The sequence below is a fragment of the Paracoccus sphaerophysae genome (genome assembly GCF_000763805.1).
Classification (GTDB): domain Bacteria; phylum Pseudomonadota; class Alphaproteobacteria; order Rhodobacterales; family Rhodobacteraceae; genus Paracoccus; species Paracoccus sphaerophysae.
In genome coordinates this window covers 41,264-61,111 of the sequence record NZ_JRKS01000001.1, presented here as the reverse complement: position 1 = coordinate 61,111, position 19,848 = coordinate 41,264, and the positions used below count along the sequence as shown (strand labels likewise).

20 protein-coding genes are annotated in these 19,848 nt (G+C 69.2%); 12 read left to right on the top strand and 8 right to left on the bottom strand.

The genetic code is table 11. The features are described 5' to 3' along the window. Positions 1 to 67 precede the first annotated feature (67 nt). On the bottom strand, positions 68 to 1,156 hold the full coding sequence (locus IC63_RS00325; protein WP_036715865.1) for an ABC transporter substrate-binding protein: 1,089 nt from the start codon (positions 1,154 to 1,156) through the stop codon (positions 68 to 70). A 109-nt stretch (positions 1,157 to 1,265) separates the two neighbouring features. Beyond that, complete coding sequence (locus IC63_RS00320) at positions 1,266 to 2,519, bottom strand: aminopeptidase P family protein (RefSeq protein WP_052041737.1); 1,254 nt, start codon at positions 2,517 to 2,519, stop codon at positions 1,266 to 1,268. A 107-nt stretch (positions 2,520 to 2,626) separates the two neighbouring features. Here IC63_RS00320 and IC63_RS00315 point away from each other — a divergent pair, with 107 nt between their 5' ends. Beyond that, a complete protein-coding gene (locus tag IC63_RS00315; protein WP_036715864.1) occupies positions 2,627 to 3,514 on the top strand; it encodes a LysR substrate-binding domain-containing protein in 888 nt (295 codons plus the stop codon). 40 nt (positions 3,515 to 3,554) lie between these two features. Here IC63_RS00315 and IC63_RS00310 read toward each other — a convergent pair whose 3' ends face one another. Next, positions 3,555 to 4,421 (bottom strand): LysR family transcriptional regulator, encoded by an 867-nt coding sequence (locus IC63_RS00310; protein ID WP_269634650.1) that lies wholly within the window; start codon positions 4,419 to 4,421, stop codon positions 3,555 to 3,557. 13 nt (positions 4,422 to 4,434) lie between these two features. Here IC63_RS00310 and IC63_RS00305 point away from each other — a divergent pair, with 13 nt between their 5' ends. The 4 genes from IC63_RS00305 (at position 4,435) to IC63_RS00290 (ending at position 7,770) form a co-directional block, all read left to right on the top strand. After that, complete coding sequence (locus IC63_RS00305) at positions 4,435 to 5,571, top strand: 4-oxalomesaconate tautomerase (RefSeq protein WP_198026207.1); 1,137 nt, start codon at positions 4,435 to 4,437, stop codon at positions 5,569 to 5,571. Continuing rightward, the gene (locus tag IC63_RS00300; protein WP_036715862.1) at positions 5,568 to 6,542 is read left to right on the top strand and encodes a Bug family tripartite tricarboxylate transporter substrate binding protein; all 975 of its coding nucleotides are present in this window, start codon (positions 5,568 to 5,570) and stop codon (positions 6,540 to 6,542) included. Before IC63_RS00305 ends, IC63_RS00300 begins: the two co-directional genes overlap by 4 nt. A 6-nt stretch (positions 6,543 to 6,548) precedes the next feature. Then, positions 6,549 to 7,073 (top strand): tripartite tricarboxylate transporter TctB family protein, encoded by a 525-nt coding sequence (locus IC63_RS00295; protein ID WP_052041735.1) that lies wholly within the window; start codon positions 6,549 to 6,551, stop codon positions 7,071 to 7,073. 76 nt (positions 7,074 to 7,149) lie between these two features. Next, the gene (locus IC63_RS00290) at positions 7,150 to 7,770 is read left to right on the top strand and encodes a tripartite tricarboxylate transporter permease (protein WP_232222455.1); all 621 of its coding nucleotides are present in this window, start codon (positions 7,150 to 7,152) and stop codon (positions 7,768 to 7,770) included. A 133-nt stretch (positions 7,771 to 7,903) separates the two neighbouring features. On the opposite strand, the gene hchA is transcribed toward IC63_RS00290, so the two are convergent. The 3 genes from hchA to IC63_RS00275 form a co-directional block, all read right to left on the bottom strand. Further along, complete coding sequence (hchA, locus tag IC63_RS00285) at positions 7,904 to 8,779, bottom strand: glyoxalase III HchA (RefSeq protein ID WP_036715860.1); 876 nt, start codon at positions 8,777 to 8,779, stop codon at positions 7,904 to 7,906. A 199-nt stretch (positions 8,780 to 8,978) separates the two neighbouring features. After that, the gene (gene guaB / locus IC63_RS00280) at positions 8,979 to 10,427 is read right to left on the bottom strand and encodes an IMP dehydrogenase (RefSeq protein ID WP_036715859.1); all 1,449 of its coding nucleotides are present in this window, start codon (positions 10,425 to 10,427) and stop codon (positions 8,979 to 8,981) included. A gap of 14 nt (positions 10,428 to 10,441) precedes the next feature. After that, positions 10,442 to 11,518, bottom strand: a complete 1,077-nt coding sequence (locus IC63_RS00275; RefSeq protein WP_084115281.1) for a TDT family transporter — start codon at positions 11,516 to 11,518, stop codon at positions 10,442 to 10,444. A 176-nt stretch (positions 11,519 to 11,694) separates the two neighbouring features. Here IC63_RS00275 and IC63_RS00270 point away from each other — a divergent pair, with 176 nt between their 5' ends. The 4 genes from IC63_RS00270 (at position 11,695) to ppk2 (ending at position 15,725) form a co-directional block, all read left to right on the top strand. Beyond that, a complete protein-coding gene (locus IC63_RS00270; protein WP_036715856.1) occupies positions 11,695 to 12,852 on the top strand; it encodes an OmpP1/FadL family transporter in 1,158 nt (385 codons plus the stop codon). Between the two features lie 141 nt (positions 12,853 to 12,993). Further along, the gene (locus IC63_RS00265) at positions 12,994 to 13,869 is read left to right on the top strand and encodes a hypothetical protein (RefSeq protein ID WP_036715853.1); all 876 of its coding nucleotides are present in this window, start codon (positions 12,994 to 12,996) and stop codon (positions 13,867 to 13,869) included. After that, positions 13,869 to 14,792, top strand: a complete 924-nt coding sequence (locus IC63_RS00260) for a homoserine O-succinyltransferase (protein ID WP_036715851.1) — start codon at positions 13,869 to 13,871, stop codon at positions 14,790 to 14,792. Before IC63_RS00265 ends, IC63_RS00260 begins: the two co-directional genes overlap by 1 nt. A gap of 3 nt (positions 14,793 to 14,795) precedes the next feature. Next, the gene (ppk2, locus tag IC63_RS00255) at positions 14,796 to 15,725 is read left to right on the top strand and encodes a polyphosphate kinase 2 (RefSeq protein ID WP_084115279.1); all 930 of its coding nucleotides are present in this window, start codon (positions 14,796 to 14,798) and stop codon (positions 15,723 to 15,725) included. A gap of 9 nt (positions 15,726 to 15,734) precedes the next feature. On the opposite strand, the gene IC63_RS00250 is transcribed toward ppk2, so the two are convergent. Continuing rightward, positions 15,735 to 16,367 carry a hypothetical protein gene (locus tag IC63_RS00250; protein WP_036715849.1) on the bottom strand — a complete coding sequence of 211 codons (633 nt, stop codon included), beginning with the start codon at positions 16,365 to 16,367 and terminating at the stop codon, positions 15,735 to 15,737. Positions 16,368 to 16,463: 96 nt separating this feature from the next. Between IC63_RS00250 and IC63_RS00245 the strand changes: the two genes are divergently transcribed. From IC63_RS00245 to IC63_RS00235, 3 genes are read left to right on the top strand one after another with little or no spacing between them, the layout of a single operon-like run. Next, entirely contained in the window at positions 16,464 to 17,390 is a 927-nt protein-coding gene (locus tag IC63_RS00245; protein WP_036715846.1) for a TPM domain-containing protein, read from the top strand. Between the two features lie 25 nt (positions 17,391 to 17,415). Next, positions 17,416 to 18,162 (top strand): SDR family NAD(P)-dependent oxidoreductase, encoded by a 747-nt coding sequence (locus IC63_RS00240; protein WP_036715844.1) that lies wholly within the window; start codon positions 17,416 to 17,418, stop codon positions 18,160 to 18,162. A gap of 30 nt (positions 18,163 to 18,192) precedes the next feature. After that, positions 18,193 to 19,188: an NAD(P)/FAD-dependent oxidoreductase gene (locus tag IC63_RS00235; protein WP_084115277.1), complete on the top strand. Its 996-nt coding sequence runs from the start codon at positions 18,193 to 18,195 to the stop codon at positions 19,186 to 19,188. 4 nt (positions 19,189 to 19,192) lie between these two features. Here IC63_RS00235 and IC63_RS00230 read toward each other — a convergent pair whose 3' ends face one another. Beyond that, entirely contained in the window at positions 19,193 to 19,831 is a 639-nt protein-coding gene (locus tag IC63_RS00230; protein ID WP_036716091.1) for a 5'-methylthioadenosine/S-adenosylhomocysteine nucleosidase, read from the bottom strand. Positions 19,832 to 19,848: the final 17 nt, after the last annotated feature.

The window sequence follows — 19,848 nt, the reverse complement described above, 5'->3', positions numbered from 1 at the left end:
GGGCAGCGGTCCCCACCTCCCGCGAGATTAGCGGGGACAGGCGAGCCGTCCCGCCTGCCCGCCCAGGTCAGCTCGCGCTGACCCAGGATTCGAACCGCTCGGTCAATTCGGCCTCGTGATCGACCCAGAAGTCATAGGACGAGCCCAGCGCGTTTTTCATGTTGTCGGGGTTGGTCGGCATGTTCGGGGCCATCTCGGTCTTGCCGTCGTGGTACAGCCCGACCAGCGGCGCCGAGGACTTGCGCGCCGGCCCATAGGAAATCCACTTGGCTTGGTCGGCCAGGCGCTGGGTGTCGGTGGCGAACTTGATGAACTCCAGCGCCGCGTCCTTGTGGGGCGCTCCCTTGGGGATGGCGAACAGGTTGTATTCATAGACCTGCCCGTCCCAGACGATCTCGAACGGCTTGCCCTCGGTCACGGCGGCGTTGAAGATCCGGCCGTTATAGGCGGTGCTCATCGCCACCTCGCCATCGGCCAGCAGCTGCGGCGGCTGGGCGCCAGCCTCCCACCAGACGACGTCCTTCTTAATGGTGTCGAGCTTCGCGAAGGCGCGGTCCACGCCCTCGGGGGTGCCCAGCACCTGGTAAACCTCGGCCGCCGGCACCCCGTCGCCCATCAGCGCCATTTCCAGCAGCGCCTTGGGCGCGCGCTTCAGCCCGCGCTTGCCGGGGAACTTCGCGGTGTCGAAGAAATCCGCGATGGTCGTGGGCTTGGCGTCGGGGAACTTGGTCTTGTCGTAGGCATAGATCGTGGAAAACACGATCGAGCCCACGGCGCACTCACTTAGCCCCTGGGGCAGGAAATCCTCGGTCGCCGGGGTGCCATCGGGGGCGGGCGGCAGGCTCGCCGGATCGATCGGCTCCAGCAGGCCCTCGTCGCACATCCGGATGGCGTCGGGATATTCGATGTCCACGACGTCAGTGGTAACGTTCTTCGCCTCGACCTGGGCCTTGATCGGGATCGCCGGGTTGTCGCTGTCCACCGCCTTCACGATGATCCCGGTCGTTTCGGTGAAGGGTTTGACATAGGCCTCGGCCTGGCTTTTGGCGTAGGTGCCGCCCCAGGTCAGAAGCGTGATTTCCTCGGCGTGCAGCCCCGTTGCCAGCCCCGTCGAAAGCAGGGCCAACGCCGACGCGAAGGTAAGGGTGGCTTTCATGGTCGATCCCCTGTTGTTGCGTGTCGCGTGATCCGCCGGTTCCGGCGGCACCCCTTCTGCGGGGGCGTTCGGCGCGCCGGGCTGGTGTCCGGCGCGCCCATCATTGCCGTCAGCCGGCTGCCAAGGCGGCCACGGCCGGCGAGGGGGCGCCCGGGCCGACGATCAGGTGCTCGGGCCCATAGGGGAACCCGGTGATGTTGCGGTTGCCCTGGTCGGTGATGACGAGAATGTCGTGTTCGCGATAGCCGCCGGCGCCCGGCAGGTGGTCGGGAATGGTGATCATCGGTTCCATGCTGACGACCATGCCGGGTTCCAGCACGGTGTCACAGTCCTCGCGCAGCTCCAGCCCCGCCTCGCGGCCGTAATAGTGGCACAGCACCCCGAAGCTGTGGCCATAGCCGAAGCTGCGGTACTGCAGCAGGTTCTCGGCCGCATACATCTCGTTCAGCTCGCGGGCGATGTCCGAGCAGCGGTTGCCGGGGACCAGAAGCTCCTTGCCACGGTCGTGGACGCGGCAGTTGAAGTCCCACAGCCGCAGGTGCTCGTCGCTGGCGGTTTCGGCGAACAGCGTCCGTTCCAGCGCGACATAATAGCCCGCGACCATCGGGAAGCAGTTGAGCGACAGGATGTCGCCGCGCTCGATCCGGCGCGAGGTGACGGGGTTGTGGGCGCCGTCGGTGTTAATCCCCGACTGGAACCAGGTCCAGGTGTCCAGCAGTTCGGCGTTCGGCCAGACGCGGGCGATCTCGCGCACCATCGTCGCGGTGGAATGCAGCGCGACCTCGTGCTCGGGGACGCCGACCGCCACCGCCTCGACCACCGCGGCGCCGCCGATGTCGGCGATCCGGGTCATCTTCTCGATATGGGCGATCTCTTCGGCCGACTTGATCATCCGCAGCTGCATCGCGGGCTGGGCGATGTCGACGAACTCCATCCCCGGGAACTCGGCCTTGAGCAGGTTGAGCAGGTCAATGTTGACGTGGTCGAACTCGATCCCCAGCCGGCGCACGCCGCCGGTCAGCTGGCGGACGGCGTGGAAATAGTTGTCCTTCTGCCAGTCGGTATAGGTCACGTTGCGGCCGCCGAAGGTGCGGCGCCACGGCTGGCCGCCGTCAATCCCGGCGGAAATCGAGGTGCTGGCGTCCGGGGTCACGACCAGCCCATAGCGGCGGCCGAAATAGCAGAACAGGAAATCCGCGTAATAGTTGATGTTGTGATAGCTGGTGAACAGCGCCGCATCGATGTTCAGCTCGGCCATCGTGCGGCGGATGGCATCCAGCCGCCGCTGCATCTCGGGCGCCGAGAAGGTGGGCTGCACCGGGGTTCCGTTGCCGACATAGTCCTGAAGCCGTTCGCGTTCCATCGTGGTCCTGTTCCTTGGCCGATACGCCGAAAGCTCGGCAGTCCGCGCCTGCTTGTCAAAAGACCGTTTCTCACCCGAAGATGAGAAAATCTCATACGAGGAGCGTCATGACGTCGACCCCACCCCTGAACGCGCTGCGGGTCTTCGAGACGGTGGTCCGCGCCGGCTCGTTCAGCGCCGCGGCGGATGAGCTGTGCGTCACCCAAAGCGCGATCAGCCACCAGATCCACGCGCTCGAGGCGTGGTTCGGGGCCAAGCTCTTTGACCGCGAGGGGCGCCGGCCGCTGCCGCTGCCGCACGCGGTCGACCTTGCGGCGAGCCTGTCGGTCGCGCTGGCCGACATCCGCGCCGCCTGCCGCCGCGCCCGCGAAAGCGGCATGTCGCAGCCGCTGGTCATCGCCGCGATCCCCTCGGTCGCCGTCTGCTGGCTGATCCCGCGGCTGGCGCGGTTCCGGGCTGTCCACCCCGAGATCGACCTGCGCATCATCTATGCGGTCCACGGGCAGAGCATCGACTTTCAGGACGTGCATCTGGCCTTTGTCTTTTCCCGCGGTGTGCCGGAGTTGCCGGGGGTTGCGGCCACCCGGTTCCTGCCCGGAATTTCTGCGCCGGTGTGCAGCCCGCAGCTTGCCGCGCGGCTTGGCGACGCCCCGACCCCGGCCGAGATCGTGGCGCTGGGCCTGCTGCACGATTCCGACCTGTCGGGCTGGCGGGCCTGGTTCGACCGCGCCGGCCTGGGCGACCGTGAGGTTCCGCCCGGCACGGTGTTCGAGGATTTCAACCTGATGCGCGCCGCAGCCCTGTCGGGGCAAGGCGTGGCGCTGTGCCCCGAGGCGATGATCCGCCCGGACCTCGAGGCGGGGCATCTGGTCCGCCTGTCCGGCATCCAGGTGCTGGAGGATTGCGGCTATTACATCCTGTCCGGCGCCCGCGCCGACCGCGCCGGGACCGACGCGCGCGATTTTCTGGACTGGGCGCTGGGCGAGCGGGGCTAGTAGGGAGCGAGGCGGGAGCGTCGAAGGGCCCGACGCAGGGTCATGTCCCCTGCCCGCCCTGCCGCCATTCGTCCAGCAGCATCTGCCGCAGCCGCTGGGCCGAGGGCGACAGGCGGCTGCCGCAGCGCTCGACCAGCCCGATCGTGCGGGTGACCAGCGGATCGTCCAGTTCCACCACCGCGATCAGCGGGTGTTCGCTCTGCGGGGTGGCAAGCCGGGGGACGACGGCGATCCCCAGCCCCGCCTCGACGAGGCCCAGCGAGGTCGACAGGTGGTTCACCTCGTAAAACCAGTTCAGGTCCAACGGCCGGCCGGCCTGGGCCAGCGCGTGGTCCAGGACCGTGCGGTTGCCCGAGCTCTTGGCGACGCCGATCAGCGGGTGGCCGGCCAGCGCGTCCCATTTCAGCCGGCGGGCCTGCGCCAGCGGGTGATCGCGGCGGCAGGCCAGCACGAATGGATCCTCGATCAGCGTCGTGAACACCAGATCGTCGCGGGTGGCGCCGATGATGTTGATGCCGAATTCGACCTCGCCATTCGCCACGGCGTCCAGCCCCTCGTTTGCGGACAAGTCGAGGATGCGAAAGCGGATGCCGGGATAGCGGGCGTTGAAGGCGCCGATCACGCGCGGCAGGAAGTAGAAGGCGGTCGGCACCGAGGCGAGCGTGATCTGCGCCCGGTGCCGGCCGCCCAGATCGGTGATCGACAGGATCGATTCCTCGAATTCGTCCACCATCCGGCGCACCAGCGGGGCGAGCTGCCGGCCGACCTGCGTGGGCGCCACGCTGCGGGTGGTGCGTTCGATGAGCTGGGCGCCGACCGCCGCCTCGAGCCCCTTGATCCGCCGCGACAGCGCGGGCTGGGACAGGTTTAGCTGCCGCGCCGCCGCGCCGAAGGACGACAGGTCCAGGACCGCGACTCGGGTGGACGACCTGTTGCGAATTCCGTGTGTCCTGATGCGGGGCGGTACCTCGAAGGGGCCGTTCTTCCTGCGCGACGATCTGCCCGCGGACGCGGCGCGCCGCGATGCGCTGCTGATCGAGATCATGGGCGGCGGCCACCCGCTGGAAATCGACGGGATCGGCGGGGGCAACACGCTCAGCTCCAAGGTGGCGATCGTCGGCCCGCCCACCCGCGATGGCGCCGACGTGGATTATCTGTTCGCCCAGGTCGCGGTGGACCGGCGGCTGGTCGACACCGGCCCCAACTGCGGCAACATGCTGTCGGCCGTGGGCCCCTTCGCGATCGAAAAGGGCCTCGTCGCCGCCGAGGCGGACGGAACCCGGGTCCGCATCCACAACACCAACACCGGCAAGATCATCGAGGCGCTGGTCAGCACCCCCGGCGGCGCGCTGCGCTATCAGGGCGACGCGGCCATCGACGGCGTCCCCGGCACCGCCGCGCCGGTCTACCTGGCCTTCCGCGAGGCCTCGGGTGCCAAGACCGGCAAGCTGCTGCCCTCGGGCAGCCCGCAAGAGGTGATCGCGGGCGTGCCGGTCTCGCTGATCGACGGGGCGACGCCGGTGGTGATCGCGCGCGCCGAAACCTTCGGCCTGACCGGATCCGAGCCCGCGGCGGCACTGGACGCGGATCGCGGCTTCATGGCGCGGCTGGAGACGATCCGGCTGGAAGCGGGGCGTCGGATGGGCCTGGGCGATGTCCGCGACCAGGTGCTGCCCAAACCGGTGCTGATCGGGGCGCCGGCCGCCGGGGGCGATCTGGCGGTGCGCTATTTCACCCCGCACGCTTGCCACACGGCGTTGGCCACCACCGGCGCGGTCACGGTCGCGATGGCCGCGACCCTGCCCGACAGCATCGTGGGCGGCGCGCTGCCGGGGCTGGCGCTGCCCGCCGCGCTGGGGCTGGAACACCCCACGGGCCGCATGGATGTGCGGATCGAACGCGATCCGGCAACCGGCGAGCCGACCGTCTTCGTCATGCGGACCTGCCGCAGCCTGTTCGAGGGCGCGGCGCTGGTCCGGCGCAAGTCCGACGGACCGGCGGGGCCGCCCCGCCTGTCCATCTGCAACCTGTCTGTCGTCACTGGGAGGAAACCATGACCCACCTTACCCGCCGTTCCCTGCTCGCGCTGGCCGCGGCCGCGTCCTTCCTGGGCGCCGCCCTGCCCGCCGCGGCGCAGGAATATCCGTCCAAGCCAGCGACGCTGATCGTGTCCTATGCCGCCGGCGGCGGCACCGACGCCATCGCCCGCGTCTTCGCCGCGCGGCTGGAAAAAGCCCTCGGCGGCCGCGTCATCGTCGAGAACCGCCCCGGCTCTGCGGCCAATATCGGCACCGAGGTCGTCGCTTCGGCCCCGCCCGACGGCTATACGCTGCTGATCGGCAACCAGGGGCCGATGGTCGTCAACCCGCATATCTTCAACCTCAAGCACGACCCGGCCGAAGCGCTGGACCCGATCGCGACGATCGCGGATGCGTCGCTGGTGGTGGTGGTCGGCCCGCGCCTGCCCGTCACCTCGATGGGCGAGCTGATCGAGAAGGCCAAGGCGGGCGAGCTGGTCTATGGCTCGGCCGGCAATGCCTCGGCCAGCCATGTCGCCACCCTGCTGCTGGGCCAGAAGGCCGGGCTGAAGCTGAAGCACGTCCCCTACAAGGGCGCGGGCCCGGCGGTGAACGACCTCGTGGGCGGGCATATCGACTTCATGGTGACGACGATCCCGTCGGTCATCGGGCTGGTCGAGGACAAGACCCTGACCGCGCTGGCGGTGACCGGCAAGGAACGTTTTGCCGCCCTGCCGGACGTGCCGACCGTCGCGGAATCGGGAGTGGCCGGCTATGACGCCTCGGCGTGGTACGGCCTGCTGGGCCCCAACGGCCTGTCCGAAGACGTGCGCGCCAAGCTGGTCGCCGCCACCGGCGAGACCCTGGCGGATCCCGAGTTCGTCGCCAAGCTGGGCCAGGACGGCGCGGTCCCCTTAACCCTGACCGGGCAGGCGTTCGCCGATTTCATGGCCGCCGAGCGCACCCGCTGGGGCGAGGTCGTGAAGGCCGCCGACATCAAAGTCGAGTAAGCGACGATGCAGCACGAGCCCGATCATGACGCGGCCCTGCCGCCGCGTTCCCCCTGGGCGGGCCGCGAACGGATCGCGGGTCTGACCCTCACGCTGTTCGGCCTGTTCGCCCTATGGGCGGGCCATGACCTGCCGTTCATGACCGAGCGGGGCATGGGGTCGGGGCTGATGCCCCGCGCCCTCGCCATCCTCATCATCCTGTGCGGGCTGATCCAGATTGCGCTGTCGTGGCGCGATTCGGGCCCCTCCACCGGCACCTGGCCGATGGGCCGCAACCTCCCGGTGCTGGCGGGGGTGTTCCTGTTCGCCGTCACGATCCGCGGCTATCAGCTGGGGCCGCTGACGATCCCGCCGCTGGGGCTGGCCGTGGCCACGCCGCTGGCGATCGTACTGTCGGGCCTTGCCGCCGAGGACGCGCGGCTGGGCGAGCTGGCGATCTTTGCCCTCATCATGACGCTGATCTGCATCGGCCTGTTCCGGTTTGCGCTGGGCCTGTCGATCCCGGTCGCGCCCTGGCTGATCGGATACTGACATGATGGAGATCATCGACCACCTAGCCCTGGGCTTCAGCGTCGCGCTGACGCTGAAGAACATCGAGCTGTAATTTGTGGGCTGCCTCGTCGGCACGCTGATCGGCGTCCTGCCGGGCGTGGGGCCGGTCGCCACCATCTCGATCCTGCTGCCGGTGACGCTGGCGCTGGACCCGACCGGCGCGCTCATCATGCTGGCCGGCATCTATTACGGCGCCCAGTATGGCGGGTCGACCACCGCCATTCTCGTCAACATCCCCGACGAGGCGACCGCGGTCGTCACCGCCATCGACGGGCAAGAGATGGCCAAGCGCGGCCAGGCGGGCCTCGCCTTGGGTCTCGCGGCGGTCGGGTCGTTCATCGCCGGCACCGTCGCCACCATCGTGATCGCGGCGCTTGGCGTGCCGATGACCCGGCTGGGGCTGCTGTTCGGGCCGGACAAGTATTTCTCGCTGATGGTCATGGGTCTGGTCCTGGCCGTCGTGCTGGCGCATGGCTCGGTTCTGAAGGCGATCGCCATGCTCCTCGTAAGGCGAAATGCGAGCCGGGGCCGCTGCTGCTGGGCTTCGTCCTCCGCCCGCTGCTCGAGGCGAACCTGCGCCGGACCATGCTCATCACCCAGGGCGATCCGTCGATCTTCGTCGAGCGCCCGATCAGCCTGGTCATGCTGCTGGCAACCGTGGTTCTGCTGGCGCTGATGATCCTGCCCAGCTTCCGCAAGACGCGGGACGAGGCCTTCCAGGAGGAGGACGGGTGAGCGGCCGAAAGCCGGAAAGCGCCCGGTCGCACGGTTGCGCTCCCTCGGCTACTCCGGCTCTCCGGGCTGAGCCGTCAGGCGGGCCTGTCCTCCCCGTACGCCGCCAGCAGTTCCTTCGCCGCCAGCTTGCCCAGCTCGTTCGCCGCATACGGGCTGGCCCCCGTCAGCAGCTTGCCGTCGGCCTGGGTGGAATCGTCCGGCTTGCTGTTGACGATCTCGACGCCAAGCGCCTCGAGCCGCTGGCCGAAATGCCAGGTCAGGTGGCCGGGCATGTATCCGATCTCGGGCGTCATGCGATCGACATCGTCCGGGAACGCGGTGATCTTGCGCCCCGCGAACGGGAACTGGCCGTCTTTCGTCTCGCAGGCCAGCAGCGCCGCCGGTCCGTGGCAGATCGAGACGATGTGCCGGTCCTTCGCCAGCGCCCAGCGCAGCACCGCCGCCACGTCCTTGCTGAACGGCAGTCCGACGAGCGGGCCGTGACCGCCGGGGATGAAGACCGCGGCATAGTCTGCCCCACCCTCGAGCGCGGCGACGACATCGGACAGTTTCAGCGGCTGCACGAACCGCGCCAGCAGGTCACGGTGGAGGCCGGTGATCGCCTCGTCCTCGTCTGGCATGGCCCAGAACTCGAACATGAGGCCGTTGCCGGACACCGTGGCGATGTCGAACTCGAAACCGGCCTCGCGCAGGTGATACATCGGCACCAGCGTCTCGACCGGATGGTTGCCGGTGGAAAAGAGCGTCCCGTTCTCCATCCGCAGGTAGCGTTCGTCGGTGCCGATCACCAGAACCCGCAGCGGACCCTGGTAAGGTTGCGGATAATGCGCGTCAGCGAGGTCGCTATTGGGGCTGGTGAACTGCTTCAGCGACGCCTTCGAGGGGAAAAAGGCATTGTATTCAGCCTCGTCCGGCCGCGCGTCCTTGCTGAGGGGGAGGATACTGATCATCTGGGGGCTCCGGTCTGGGTCGGGAGTAACCCCGGGCCGTCCGGTTCGTTCCCGGGGACCGGACGCCGCCCCGTCCGCGTCAGGAAATCGCCTACCTTTTCTGCGTTAGTTGGCGGCGCAGGAACTCGGGTAAGCCATTGATTTCCGGTGCGCCGACCTTCAACCATGGCGGCGCCCCGAAAATCCTGCAACCCATTGATTATCCAAGCCTATAATTCGGGCTCTCGCGCGTGATCTGAACATCGTGCACGTGGCTTTCCTTCAGCCCGGCGCCGGTGATGCGGACGAACTGGCAGCCGCGGCGCATCTGTTCCACCGTGGCGCAGCCGGTATAGCCCATCGCGGCGCGCAGGCCACCGACGAGCTGGTGGATCACCGTCGCGGCGGGGCCCTTGTAGCTGACCTGGCCCTCGATCCCCTCGGGCACCAGCTTGTCCGAGGCCGCGTCCTTCTGGAAATACCGGTCCGCCGAGCCGCGCGCCATCGCGCCCAGCGAGCCCATGCCGCGATAGGACTTGAACTGCCGGCCCTGATACAGGATCACCTCGCCCGGGCTTTCGTCGGTGCCCGCGATGGCCGAGCCGACCATCGCGCAGCTGGCGCCGGCCGCGATCGCCTTGGCGAAATCACCGGAAAACTTGATGCCGCCATCGGCGATCACCGGCACGTCGCCGGCCCCCGCCACCGCGTCCATGATCGCAGTCAGCTGCGGCACCCCGACCCCGGCGACGATCCGGGTGGTGCAGATCGAGCCCGGGCCGATGCCCACCTTGATCGCGTCCGCCCCGGCATCGACCAGCGCGCGGGCTGCCTCAGCGGTGGCGACGTTGCCGGCGCAGATCTGCTGGTCGGGGAACGCCTCGCGCAGCCGGCGGACGGCGCGGGCCACGCCCTCGGAATGGCCGTGGGCGGTGTCGATCACCACCAGGTCCACGCCGGCGTCGATCAGCGCGCTGCTGCGCTCGAACCCTTCGTCGCCGACGGTCGAGGCCGCGGCCACCCGCAGCCGTCCGTGATCGTCCTTGCAGGCGAGCGGGTTCAGCACCGACTGTTCGGTGTCCTTCAAGGTCAAGAGGCCGGTCAGCTTGCCCGCCTCGTCCGTCACCAGCAGCTTTTCGATCCGGCGCGCCTTCATCAGACTGATCGCCTCGTCGCGGTCGGCGGGCTCGCGCAGCACGGCGAGGTTGTCCTGCGTCATCATCACGCTGACCGGGGTGCGGTCGTCGCTGGCAAAGCGCATGTCGCGGTTGGTGACGATGCCGACCACCCGGCCCTGCCCGTCCACGACCGGAAAGCCCGTGACGTTATAGCGCTCTTGCAGCGCCTTGGCGTCGGCGAGAGTCTGGTCGGGGCTGAGCGTGATCGGGTTATAGACGATGCCGCTTTCGAACCGCTTGACGCGGCGGACCTCGTCGGCCTGCTGTTCGGTGGTCAGGTTGCGGTGGATGACGCCGATCCCGCCCGCCTGCGCCATCGCGATCGCCATGCGGCTTTCGGTGACGGTGTCCATCGCCGACGACAGCAGCGGGATGTTCATCCGGATCTTGCGGGTCAGCTGGGTGGTGACGTCCGCGGTCGAGGGCATCACGCTGGATGCGGCGGGAACCAGAAGAACGTCGTCGAAGGTCAGCGCCTCGCGAATCTGCATCGGATGTCATCCTGTCAGGGGCTCGTTTGGCAGTTCCCCTTTTCACGGGTCGCGGGGAAAGTCCAGCGCCCGCCCCGCGGTCCGGCGATGGCGGCGTTGGACTTGACCGCCAGCCGGCCCTGCGCCCAGGCCCGCAGCACCAGAAACAGGATCGGGACGACCACCAGCGTGGCCGCCGCCAACAGGGTTCCGGCGATGATCCGGTGGGTTTCCGAGGGCACGGCCGACCACAGCGTGACCCACAGCCCGGCGGTGGCCGCGGCCGGAAAGGTCAGCGCTCCCCAGAAGGGCGAGAACCCGTCGGCCAGCAGCCAGCGCGCGCTTGCCGCCAGCGCCAGCAGCACCGCGAGCGCCAGCCAGGCGAGCGCGGTCCCGGCCGCGGTCCAGCCCAGCCCCAGCGCCACGGTCCCGAACAGCGCCAGCGGGGCAAGATGGATCGCCAGCAGCGGCCGCAGCGGCGCTGGCACCCGGCCCGACAGCGCCTGCCGCAGGCTGACCGCATAGATCGCCAGCGCAGCGATCGCCGTCGGCCAGACCAGCCACCCGGCCAGCCCCGGCCAGCCCAGCACCAGCACCGCCCGCGCGGCCACGATCGGGCCGGTGAAATTGAGATGCCACGCCGGAGTCACCCGGCGCTGTTCGGGCGCACCGCGGCGCAGCACGCCGACCAGCACGACCAGCAGGACCGCGTGCAGCAGCAGCCCCGCGACCAGCAGTGCCCGGCCCGCAGCGGGGTTCGTCAGGGCCCCGACCAGCGCCGCCATCAGATAGACCGTCAGCACCGCCGCCCCGACCCCGGCGCGGCCGGGAAGGATCGACAGCTCTTCGGCCAGCACCGCGGGGCGGCGCGCCAGCTTGACGCCATAGGCCAGCAACGCGAACGCCGCCACGGCGACGACCATCCCGGCCATCAGCTCGGCCAGCGCCGGCGGCAGGGCAAATGCGCGCACGCCGCCCAGCCAGGCCAGCGCCAGTCCCGCAGCCCCCAGGATCGGCGGAAAGATCGCCGGGGGCACGCGGCGCCACAACCCCGGCGGGACCGGACGAGGCATGGCGAAACGCAGGCGGGCGCGAGGCGTGTCGTGTGTCATGGCGCCATCCTTGCCGGACCGCCCCGGTGATGCCAAGCGTTGCGGATGCGCCACGTTGTCTCGCCCCCCGCGGCGGGACGCAGCGTCATTTTATCGACATGATTGACCCACCGGCGCAGAGTTCCGCTAGAGTTGTCGGCAAGGACCCGCCGATGCGCGCCCTTGGGAGGAGAAACATGAAACACACGCTCACCGGCGCCGCGGCACTGTTGCTGTCCGCCGCCCCCGTCTTTGCCGGCGCGATCGAACGCGCGCCGCAATCGCTCAGCATCCTGTTCGAGGACGGCAATTACGTCGAATTCGGCGCCGGACGGGCGAGCCCCGACGTCTCGGGCCGCGATCTGGCGATCTATGGCGGCAGCCGCACCGGCAATGTCGCGGACGACTACAGCTTCTTCAGCCTCGGCTACAAGCACCAGTTCAATGACCAGCTGTCGGGCGCGCTGATCGTCGAACAGCCCTTCGGCGCCGACGTGCATTATGCCCCGGTGACCGAGGGCGGCAGCTTCATGCTGGGCGGCACCAGCGCGGTGGTGAACTCGACCACCTATACCGGCCTGCTGCGCTACAAGTTCAACGAGAACTGGGGCGTGCATGGCGGTCTGCGCGGGTCGCGGGCGGACGCCAACGTCACCCTGAGCGGCCAGGCCTATGGCCCGCTCAGCGGCTATAACGTCGACCTCGACAGCGCCTGGGGCTGGGGCTACGTGCTGGGCGCCAGCTGGGAACGGCCGGACATCAAGGCCCGCGTCTCGCTGACCTACAACTCGCCCATCGAGCACGAATTCGACACCACCGAGACGCTGGGCGGCGCGCCGCTGCGCGCCGGCGAAACCCGGACCACGGTCAAGACCCCGCGGTCCTGGACGCTGGAAGGCCAGACCGGCGTTGCCGCCGACACGCTGGTGTTCGGGTCGGTCCGCTGGGTGAACTGGTCAGAATTCCAGGTCCGCCCGGCCGCGCTCTCCTGCTCGCCGGCCTCGCAGCTGCCGCCTTGTTTCGGGGTCACCGAAGGGCTGGTGTCGCTGGAGGATACCACCACCTGGACCCTGGGCGTCGGCCGCAAGTTCAACGACAACTGGTCGGGATCGCTGTCCTTCGCCTATGAAAAGGCGGGCGACAAGCTGATGTCGCCGCTGTCGCCGACGACCGGGCGCAAGTCGGTCTCGCTCGCCGCGATCTATACCCAGGACCAGTGGAAGATCACCACCGGCCTGACCTATGCCAAGCTGGGCGACGCCGATCCCGAAACCGGGACGCCCGACGTCGCGCGGGCCCAGATGCGCGACAGCGATCTGCTGGGCTTCGGGATCCGCGTCGGCTACCGCTTCTGATCCCGGCCACACGGCAACCCAAGGCCCCGCCCTACCCGGCGGGGCCTTCTTCTGCGCGCCGATCCCCCTTTCGTTCGCCGGTTCCGCGGCTTACCTGTCGGCTGCGCGACGATATGGCGGCGCGCGGACGGGGACGGCGACATGATCCATCACAGCGGACAGGCGTGGCGGGATGCGCCCGAAAAGCGGGTCATGCTGTTGGGCATGTCGGGCCTGGGCAAGACCCACATCGCCTCGATGCTGCGGCGGTCGGGGGACTGGTTCCACTACAGCGTCGATTACCGCATCGGCACGCGCTACATGGGCGAGCTGATCGCCGACGACTTCAAGCGCCACGCCATGCAGGTGCCGCTGCTGCGCGAGCTGCTGATGACCGATTCCGTGCGGATCGAATCGAATATCACCTTTCACAACCTCGCGCCCCTTTCGACCTATCTGGGCAAGCCCGGCGATCCGTCCCGCGGCGGGCTGGACTTCGCCGACTACATGACCCGCCAGAACCAGCACCGCGCGGCCGAGATCGCCGCGATGGAGGACAGCGCCCGGTTCATCGACCGCGCCCGGGCGCTGTATGGCTATCCGCATTTCGTCTGCGACACCTCGGGGTCGATCTGCGAGGTGGTCGATCCCGACGATCCCGACGATCCGCTGCTGGCCCGGCTGTCGGCGCTGATGCTGCCGGTGTGGATCCGCGGCACCGAGGCACATACCGCTGAACTGGTGCACCGCTTCGACGCCGCGCCCAAGCCGATGTATTATCAGCCGCAGTTCCTGCATGACGCGTGGCGCGACTATGGCCGCGACCATCCCGGCCCGGTCGATCCCGACGCCTTCGTGCGCTGGACCTATGCCCGGGCGCTCGCCCATCGCCAGCCCCGCTATGCCGCGATGGCCCGCCGCGGCGTCACCGTCGAGGCCGACGAGGTCGCCGCCCTGACCCACCCCGCGGATTTCGAGGCGCTGATCGCCCGCGCCATCGACCGAAAGACCACCGGATCAACCCCCGAGGACACCTGATGCCCATCACCCTGCCCCCGACCCTGCCCGCCTTCGACATCCTGTCGCGCGAAGGGGTCATGGTGATGTCCCCGGACCGCGCCGCCAAGCAGGACATCCGGCCGCTGCGCATCGCGCTGCTGAACCTGATGCCCAAGAAGATCCAGACCGAGAACCAGTTCGCCCGGCTGATCGGCGCCACGCCCCTGCAGATCGACCTGTCGCTGATCCGCATGTCGGATCACGCAAGCCGCAACACCGCGGCGGATCACATGGAATCCTTCTACCGCCCCTTTGCCGAGGTCGAGGCCTCGGGCGACCGCTTCGACGGGCTGATCGTCACCGGCGCCCCGATCGAGCATCTGCCCTTTGCCGAGGTTACCTATTGGGACGAGCTGCGGCGGCTGTTCGACTGGGCCGACAGCCATGTCCATTCGACCTTCGGCGTCTGCTGGGGCGGGATGGCGCTGGCCTTTCACCGCCACGGCCTGCCAAAGCACGACCTGCCGGCGAAGGCCTTCGGCTGCTTCCGCCACACCAACCTGGCCCCCGCCTCGCCCTTTCTGCGCGGGTTCTCCGACGACGTGCTTATCCCGGTCAGCCGCTGGACCGAGGTGCGCCAGTCCGACATCGACGCCCGGTCCGGGCTGACGACGCTGCTCGCCTCGGACGAGGTGGGGCCCTGCCTGGTCGAGGACCGCGGCCGGGCGCTCTATATCTTCAACCACCTGGAATACGATTCCGGGACGCTGAAAGAGGAATACGACCGCGACGTGGCGGCCGGAAAGCCGATCGCGGTGCCGGCGAACTATTATCCCGGCGACGACCCGTCACGGACCCCCACGAACCGTTGGCGCAGCCACGCCCATCTGCTTTATGGTAACTGGATCAACGAGATCTACCAGACCACCCCCTTCGACCTGCGCGACATGGAAAGGTCCTGACAGATGGCAAAGGACACGGCACGGAAATCGGACAAGACTGCCGGCAAGAAGCCCGCGCGCCAGCCCGAGATTCCCTTCGTCGGCGAGATCAGCGACTATTTCCGCACCGGCGCCCCCCCGGACATCCGCGCCGCGATAGAGAAGGCCGGCAAGAACGACATCCTAGATGCCAGCTATCCCTATGACGTTGAGATGGAAAAGGCCGAGTACCAGGCGCGGATGGAGGCGCTGCAGGTCGAGCTGGTCAAGATGCTGCGCGACCTGATTTCCACCGGCAAGCGGCTGGTGGTGCTGTTCGAGGGCCGCGACGCTGCCGGCAAGGGCGGCAGCATCGAGGTGATGCGCGAGAACCTGAACCCGCGGTCGGCCTATATCGTGGCCCTGCCCAAGCCGACCGAGCGCGAGGCGGGCCAGTGGTATTTCCAGCGCTACACCGCGCTGCTGCCCGCCGCCGGGGAAATCGCGCTGTTCGACCGCAGCTGGTACAACCGTGGCGTCGTCGAGCATGTCTTCGGCTTTGCCACCGATCACCAGCGGCAGCATTTCTTCCGCCAGCTTCCCGACTATGAAAAGCTGGTGGTCGAGGACGGGATCATCCTCGTCAAGCTGTGGCTGAACGTGGGCCGGGCCGAGCAGCTCAGGCGCTTCCTCGACCGCGAGAAGGACCCGCTGAAGCAATGGAAGCTCAGCTGGATCGACGTCGAGGGGCTGGCCAAGTGGGACGAATACACCGTCGCCATCCGCGAGACGCTGTCGCTGACCCACACCCCGGTCGCGCCGTGGACGGTGATCCGGTCCGACGACAAGCGCCGCGCGCGGATCGCCGCGATCCAGACGGTGCTCAGCCGCGTCGACTATTCCGGCAAGGACCACGATGCTGTCGGCCGGATCGACGCACAGATCGTCGGCGGCCCCGAGATGCTGGCGCGCTGAGGGCTGCAGTCAGTAGGTCGAGAAGCTGACACCGATAAAGGTTTCGTCCTCAACGAACTTGTGGCCGAAGCGGACCGACAGCCGCTTGGTCAGCGACTTGGACAGCATGATCGTCGGCGTCACCGCGCCCCCTTCCTCGTGCCAGACAGAGATCTGGCCGCCGATTCCGCTGGGCAGGTGGGTCAGGCCCAGCACGCCCAGCTTGGCGTTGTCGATGCTGATCCAGTCGGCCATCACGAAGGTGCCCCAGCGCCCGTATTCGGCCCAGCGATCCACCGACAGCCGGGCGCCGAATTCCAGCGCCCCGCACATGTCGGGGTCCGCGGGCAGGCAGTGCGCCAGGTCGTGATCCTCGATCTCCCACGCGGGGATCTGTTCGGCGCGGGCCGCGACGCCGGCGCGCAGCTTCCACGGCGCCTTCTCGGGGCCGAACTGCCAGGTGCGCAGGACCGAGGCGCGGCTCCACCATTCGCCGTCATCCTTGCCGGCCGCGGTGCCCAGCACCCACGCCCCGCGTTCGACGTTGGTCACCCACTGGACGCCCCTGGCCCAGACATCGACCTGCGTCCAGGTGCCGTCCCCCGCCGCCGCGGCGCGGGTAAAGGCCAGCATCACGGCCAGCGCATATCCGAGCAGGCGCATCTTCCACCCCCGTTTTCACGCGGGTTAACAGGGGAATGGTTGACAGGCCGTTAACGGGCGGCGACCGTCCGCCCAAATCGCGCAAGGCACTCTTTCATGCGACGCCTCCTGATCCCGCTTCTTCTCGCGCTGTCGGTCCTGGCCGGCCCCGGCCCGGCCGTGGCCCAGACAGCGCCTGCGCCCGCGGCGACCCAGGCCGCCCTTCCCGACTGGCAGCACACCTCGATCAACGACTTCGCCGGGCTGCTGACCCAGGCGGACACCCAGGCGCTGGACGAGGCTCTGATCGCGCTGCACGGCCAGACCGGGGGGCAGGGCACCGTCGTCACCATCACCGACCGCGCCCGCTATGGCGGCACCGACGGGCTGGAACGCTTTGCCACCCGGCTGTTCAACCACTGGGGCGTGGGCGACGCGACGCGCAATGACGGCTTCATGCTGCTGGTGTCGCGCGACGACCGCGAGGCGCGGATCGAGCTTGGCCGCGCCTATCCGCCGGAGGCCGGACTGCTGGCGCAGGACATCATGAACCGGGTCATGCTGCCCTCGTTCCGCGAGGGCGACTATTCCCGCGGCCTGCGCGAGGGCACGCTGGCGGTCATCGACCGCATCGCCCGTCCCCATGCCGCGGGCCAGCCCGAGACGGCGCCGCGCGAGTCGCGCGGCATCCCGCCCTTCGCCCTGTTCCTGGGCGCCGCCGCGGGGATGTTCGGGCTGTCGCGCTGGGACCGCCGGCGGCGCAACCGCTGCCCGCAATGCGGCCACCAGGGCCTGACCACGACCGGCACGCCGCTGCGCGAGGATCGGCCCGGCGGCGGCTGGCGCACCGCGATGCAGACCCGTGCCCGCATCTGCCCCAGCTGCGGCTGGCAGGACAGCCGCATCGTGCCGCTGCCGGTCATCACCTATTACGACCTGCACGGGAACCGCGAACGCGTGGTGCCGGTGCGCGCCACCAGCACCGGGTCTGCGGGGTTTGGCGGCGGCTCGTCTTCGGGCGGCGGCGCCTCGGGACGCTGGTGATCCCACATCTGAAACGGAGGAACTCATGGACCTGTCCACTGCCCGCGCCATCGTCACCGGCGGTGCCTCGGGGCTTGGCGCGGCGACTGCGCAGCATTTCCGCGACCGCGGCGCCCGGGTCACCATCCTGGACCGCGAGGCCTCCGGCGCGGATTTCGCCGACCGGATCGGCGCGCATTTCGCCCGGACCGACGTGACCGACGAGGACTCGGTTGCGGCCGCCATCGGGCTGGCGGTGGACCGGATGGGCGGGATCGACGTCTGCGTGAACTGCGCGGGCATCGTGATCGGCGAAAAGACCCTGGGCCGCGAGGGGCCGCACCGGCTGGACGGCTTTCGCCGCACCATCGAGGTCAACCTGATCGGCAGCTTCAACGTCCTCCGCCTCGCCGCCGCCGAGATGGCCCGCAACGGCCGGGCCGAGGATAACGGCGTGATCGTCAACACCGCCTCGATCGCGGCCTTCGACGGCCAGGCTGGACAGGCGGCCTATGCCGCGTCCAAGGCCGGAATCGCCGGGATGACGCTGCCCATCGCTCGCGACCTGGCCCGCAGCGCGATCCGGGTCTGCGCCATCGCCCCCGGCATCTTCGGCACCCCGATGCTGCGCGGGCTGCCGGCCGAGGTCCAGGACAGCCTCGCCGCCGAGGTGACGAACCCCAGGCGGCTCGGCGATCCGCAGGAATACGCGCGGCTGGCAGCGTTCATCGTCGAAAATGCCTATCTGAACGGCGAAACGATCCGCATCGACGGCGCGTTGCGGATGAGATGACGGCACGGGGCCGTCGCATGGAACCCACCGATGACCCTGCCTGCCGATCACGAAGACCACTGGCCAGAGACCCGAGCCGAGGCGCGCGCGCCCGTCGAACCCGAGGCTGACCGCCCGCTGGACTGCGTGATCGTGGGCGGCGGCGCGGCCGGGCTGACGGCGGCGATCTATCTCGCCCGGTTCCGGCGCCGGGTTGTGGTGGTCGACAAGGGTGACGGGCGGCTGCGGATGATCCCGCGCAGCCACAACCACGCGGGTTTCCCGCAGGGCGTGGTCGGCATCGAGTTGCTGGGCAACATGGCCCGGCAGGCCGAGCAATACGGCGCCGTGCTGCGCAACGGCGAGGTCACCGGCCTGTCGCGGAAGGGGAAATCCTTCGTCGCCGAAACCGAGGCGGGGCCGCTGCGCGCCCGCACCGTGCTGCTCGCCACCGGCGTGGTGAACCACCGCCCGCCCCTGCCCGAGGATATCCATGACGACGCGGTCCGGCGCGGGCTGCTGCGCTATTGCCCGATCTGCGACGCCTTCGAGCAGATCGGCAAGCGCATCGGCGTGCTGGGCGGCGACCGCCACGGGCTTGCCGAGGCGCTGTTCCTGCGCAGCTATAGCCCCGACGTCACCCTGATCTCGCTGACCGGCGAGACCCTGACCGAGGACGAACAGACCGAGGCCGACATTGCCGGCGTCACCGTCATTCCCGCGGCCGTGTCGGGCTTTGATTTCCCCGACGAGACCGTGGTCCTGACGCTGGCCGATGGCGGGCAGGTGACGCTCGACACGCTGTATGTGGGGCTGGGGTCGCATACCCGCAGCGATCTGGGGCTGGGGGTCGGCACCGACCTGGTGGGCGACCAGTGCTTCGTCACCGACGAGCATCAGCGCACCACCGTCGAGGGTATCTATGCGGCCGGGGACGCCGTGCAGGGGCTCGACCAGATCAGCGTGGCGATGGGGACCGGGGCGCGGGCCGCGGTGGCCATCCACAACGACCTGCGCAAGAGCGACGGCCAGACGCTGGAGGACTGAGCGGTCAGCCCAGCAGGCCGCGGGCGAGTTCCGCCTCGACCACGTCCAGCGCCGCGGCCAGGCGGTCGTCGATGACGTCCAGATAGCGCGTCCAGTCCAGCATCCCGCCCAGCGGCGCCTCGCCGTCGGAAATTCCGCGCAGCCCGATCAGTGGCACGCCGTGCGCCATGCAGGCCCGGGCCACGGCATAGGTTTCCATGTCCACCATGTCGGCGTCGATGGCGTCATAGCCCGCGCCCGACACCACCGAGGCCCCCGTCGCCAGCCGGGCCGCCGGCAGGCCGGGCACCTGCAGCAAGGGCAGTTCCGGCGGCAGGTTCGACAGCGGCGTCACCCCGCGCGGAAACCCCAGCGCCGAGGCGTCCATGTCGCGATAGGCCACCCGGCTCGCCTGGTAGACCGCCGTCTGTTCCAGGTGCCGCGCCCCGGCACTGCCGAGGCAGATCACCAGGTCCGGCAGCGCATCCGCCGCCGCCAGCCGTGCCAACGCGGCGCCGGTCGCCAGCGCCGCCTCGACCGGCCCTACCCCGGTCATCAGCGGCGTGATGCGGCCCTGCAGCGCGGGGCCGTATTCGGCGGGCACCGCCATGACGAACAGCACCGCGAGGCCCGCGATCCGGTCGATGTGAGGCAGCGTCTGCATCGGTCCCGGCTCCTTCT

Coding starts and splice junctions, on each gene's coding strand:
- IC63_RS00325 (WP_036715865.1), bottom strand. CDS start 1,156: ATGAAAGCCACCCTTACCTTCGCGTCGGCGTTGGCCCTGCTTTCGACG.
- IC63_RS00320 (WP_052041737.1), bottom strand. CDS start 2,519: ATGGAACGCGAACGGCTTCAGGACTATGTCGGCAACGGAACCCCGGTG.
- IC63_RS00315 (WP_036715864.1), top strand. CDS start 2,627: ATGACGTCGACCCCACCCCTGAACGCGCTGCGGGTCTTCGAGACGGTG.
- IC63_RS00300 (WP_036715862.1), top strand. CDS start 5,568: ATGACCCACCTTACCCGCCGTTCCCTGCTCGCGCTGGCCGCGGCCGCG.
- IC63_RS00295 (WP_052041735.1), top strand. CDS start 6,549: ATGCAGCACGAGCCCGATCATGACGCGGCCCTGCCGCCGCGTTCCCCC.
- hchA (WP_036715860.1), bottom strand. CDS start 8,779: ATGATCAGTATCCTCCCCCTCAGCAAGGACGCGCGGCCGGACGAGGCT.
- guaB (WP_036715859.1), bottom strand. CDS start 10,427: ATGCAGATTCGCGAGGCGCTGACCTTCGACGACGTTCTTCTGGTTCCC.
- IC63_RS00275 (WP_084115281.1), bottom strand. CDS start 11,518: ATGACACACGACACGCCTCGCGCCCGCCTGCGTTTCGCCATGCCTCGT.
- IC63_RS00270 (WP_036715856.1), top strand. CDS start 11,695: ATGAAACACACGCTCACCGGCGCCGCGGCACTGTTGCTGTCCGCCGCC.
- IC63_RS00265 (WP_036715853.1), top strand. CDS start 12,994: ATGATCCATCACAGCGGACAGGCGTGGCGGGATGCGCCCGAAAAGCGG.
- IC63_RS00260 (WP_036715851.1), top strand. CDS start 13,869: ATGCCCATCACCCTGCCCCCGACCCTGCCCGCCTTCGACATCCTGTCG.
- ppk2 (WP_084115279.1), top strand. CDS start 14,796: ATGGCAAAGGACACGGCACGGAAATCGGACAAGACTGCCGGCAAGAAG.
- IC63_RS00250 (WP_036715849.1), bottom strand. CDS start 16,367: ATGCGCCTGCTCGGATATGCGCTGGCCGTGATGCTGGCCTTTACCCGC.
- IC63_RS00245 (WP_036715846.1), top strand. CDS start 16,464: ATGCGACGCCTCCTGATCCCGCTTCTTCTCGCGCTGTCGGTCCTGGCC.
- IC63_RS00240 (WP_036715844.1), top strand. CDS start 17,416: ATGGACCTGTCCACTGCCCGCGCCATCGTCACCGGCGGTGCCTCGGGG.
- IC63_RS00235 (WP_084115277.1), top strand. CDS start 18,193: ATGACCCTGCCTGCCGATCACGAAGACCACTGGCCAGAGACCCGAGCC.
- IC63_RS00230 (WP_036716091.1), bottom strand. CDS start 19,831: ATGCAGACGCTGCCTCACATCGACCGGATCGCGGGCCTCGCGGTGCTG.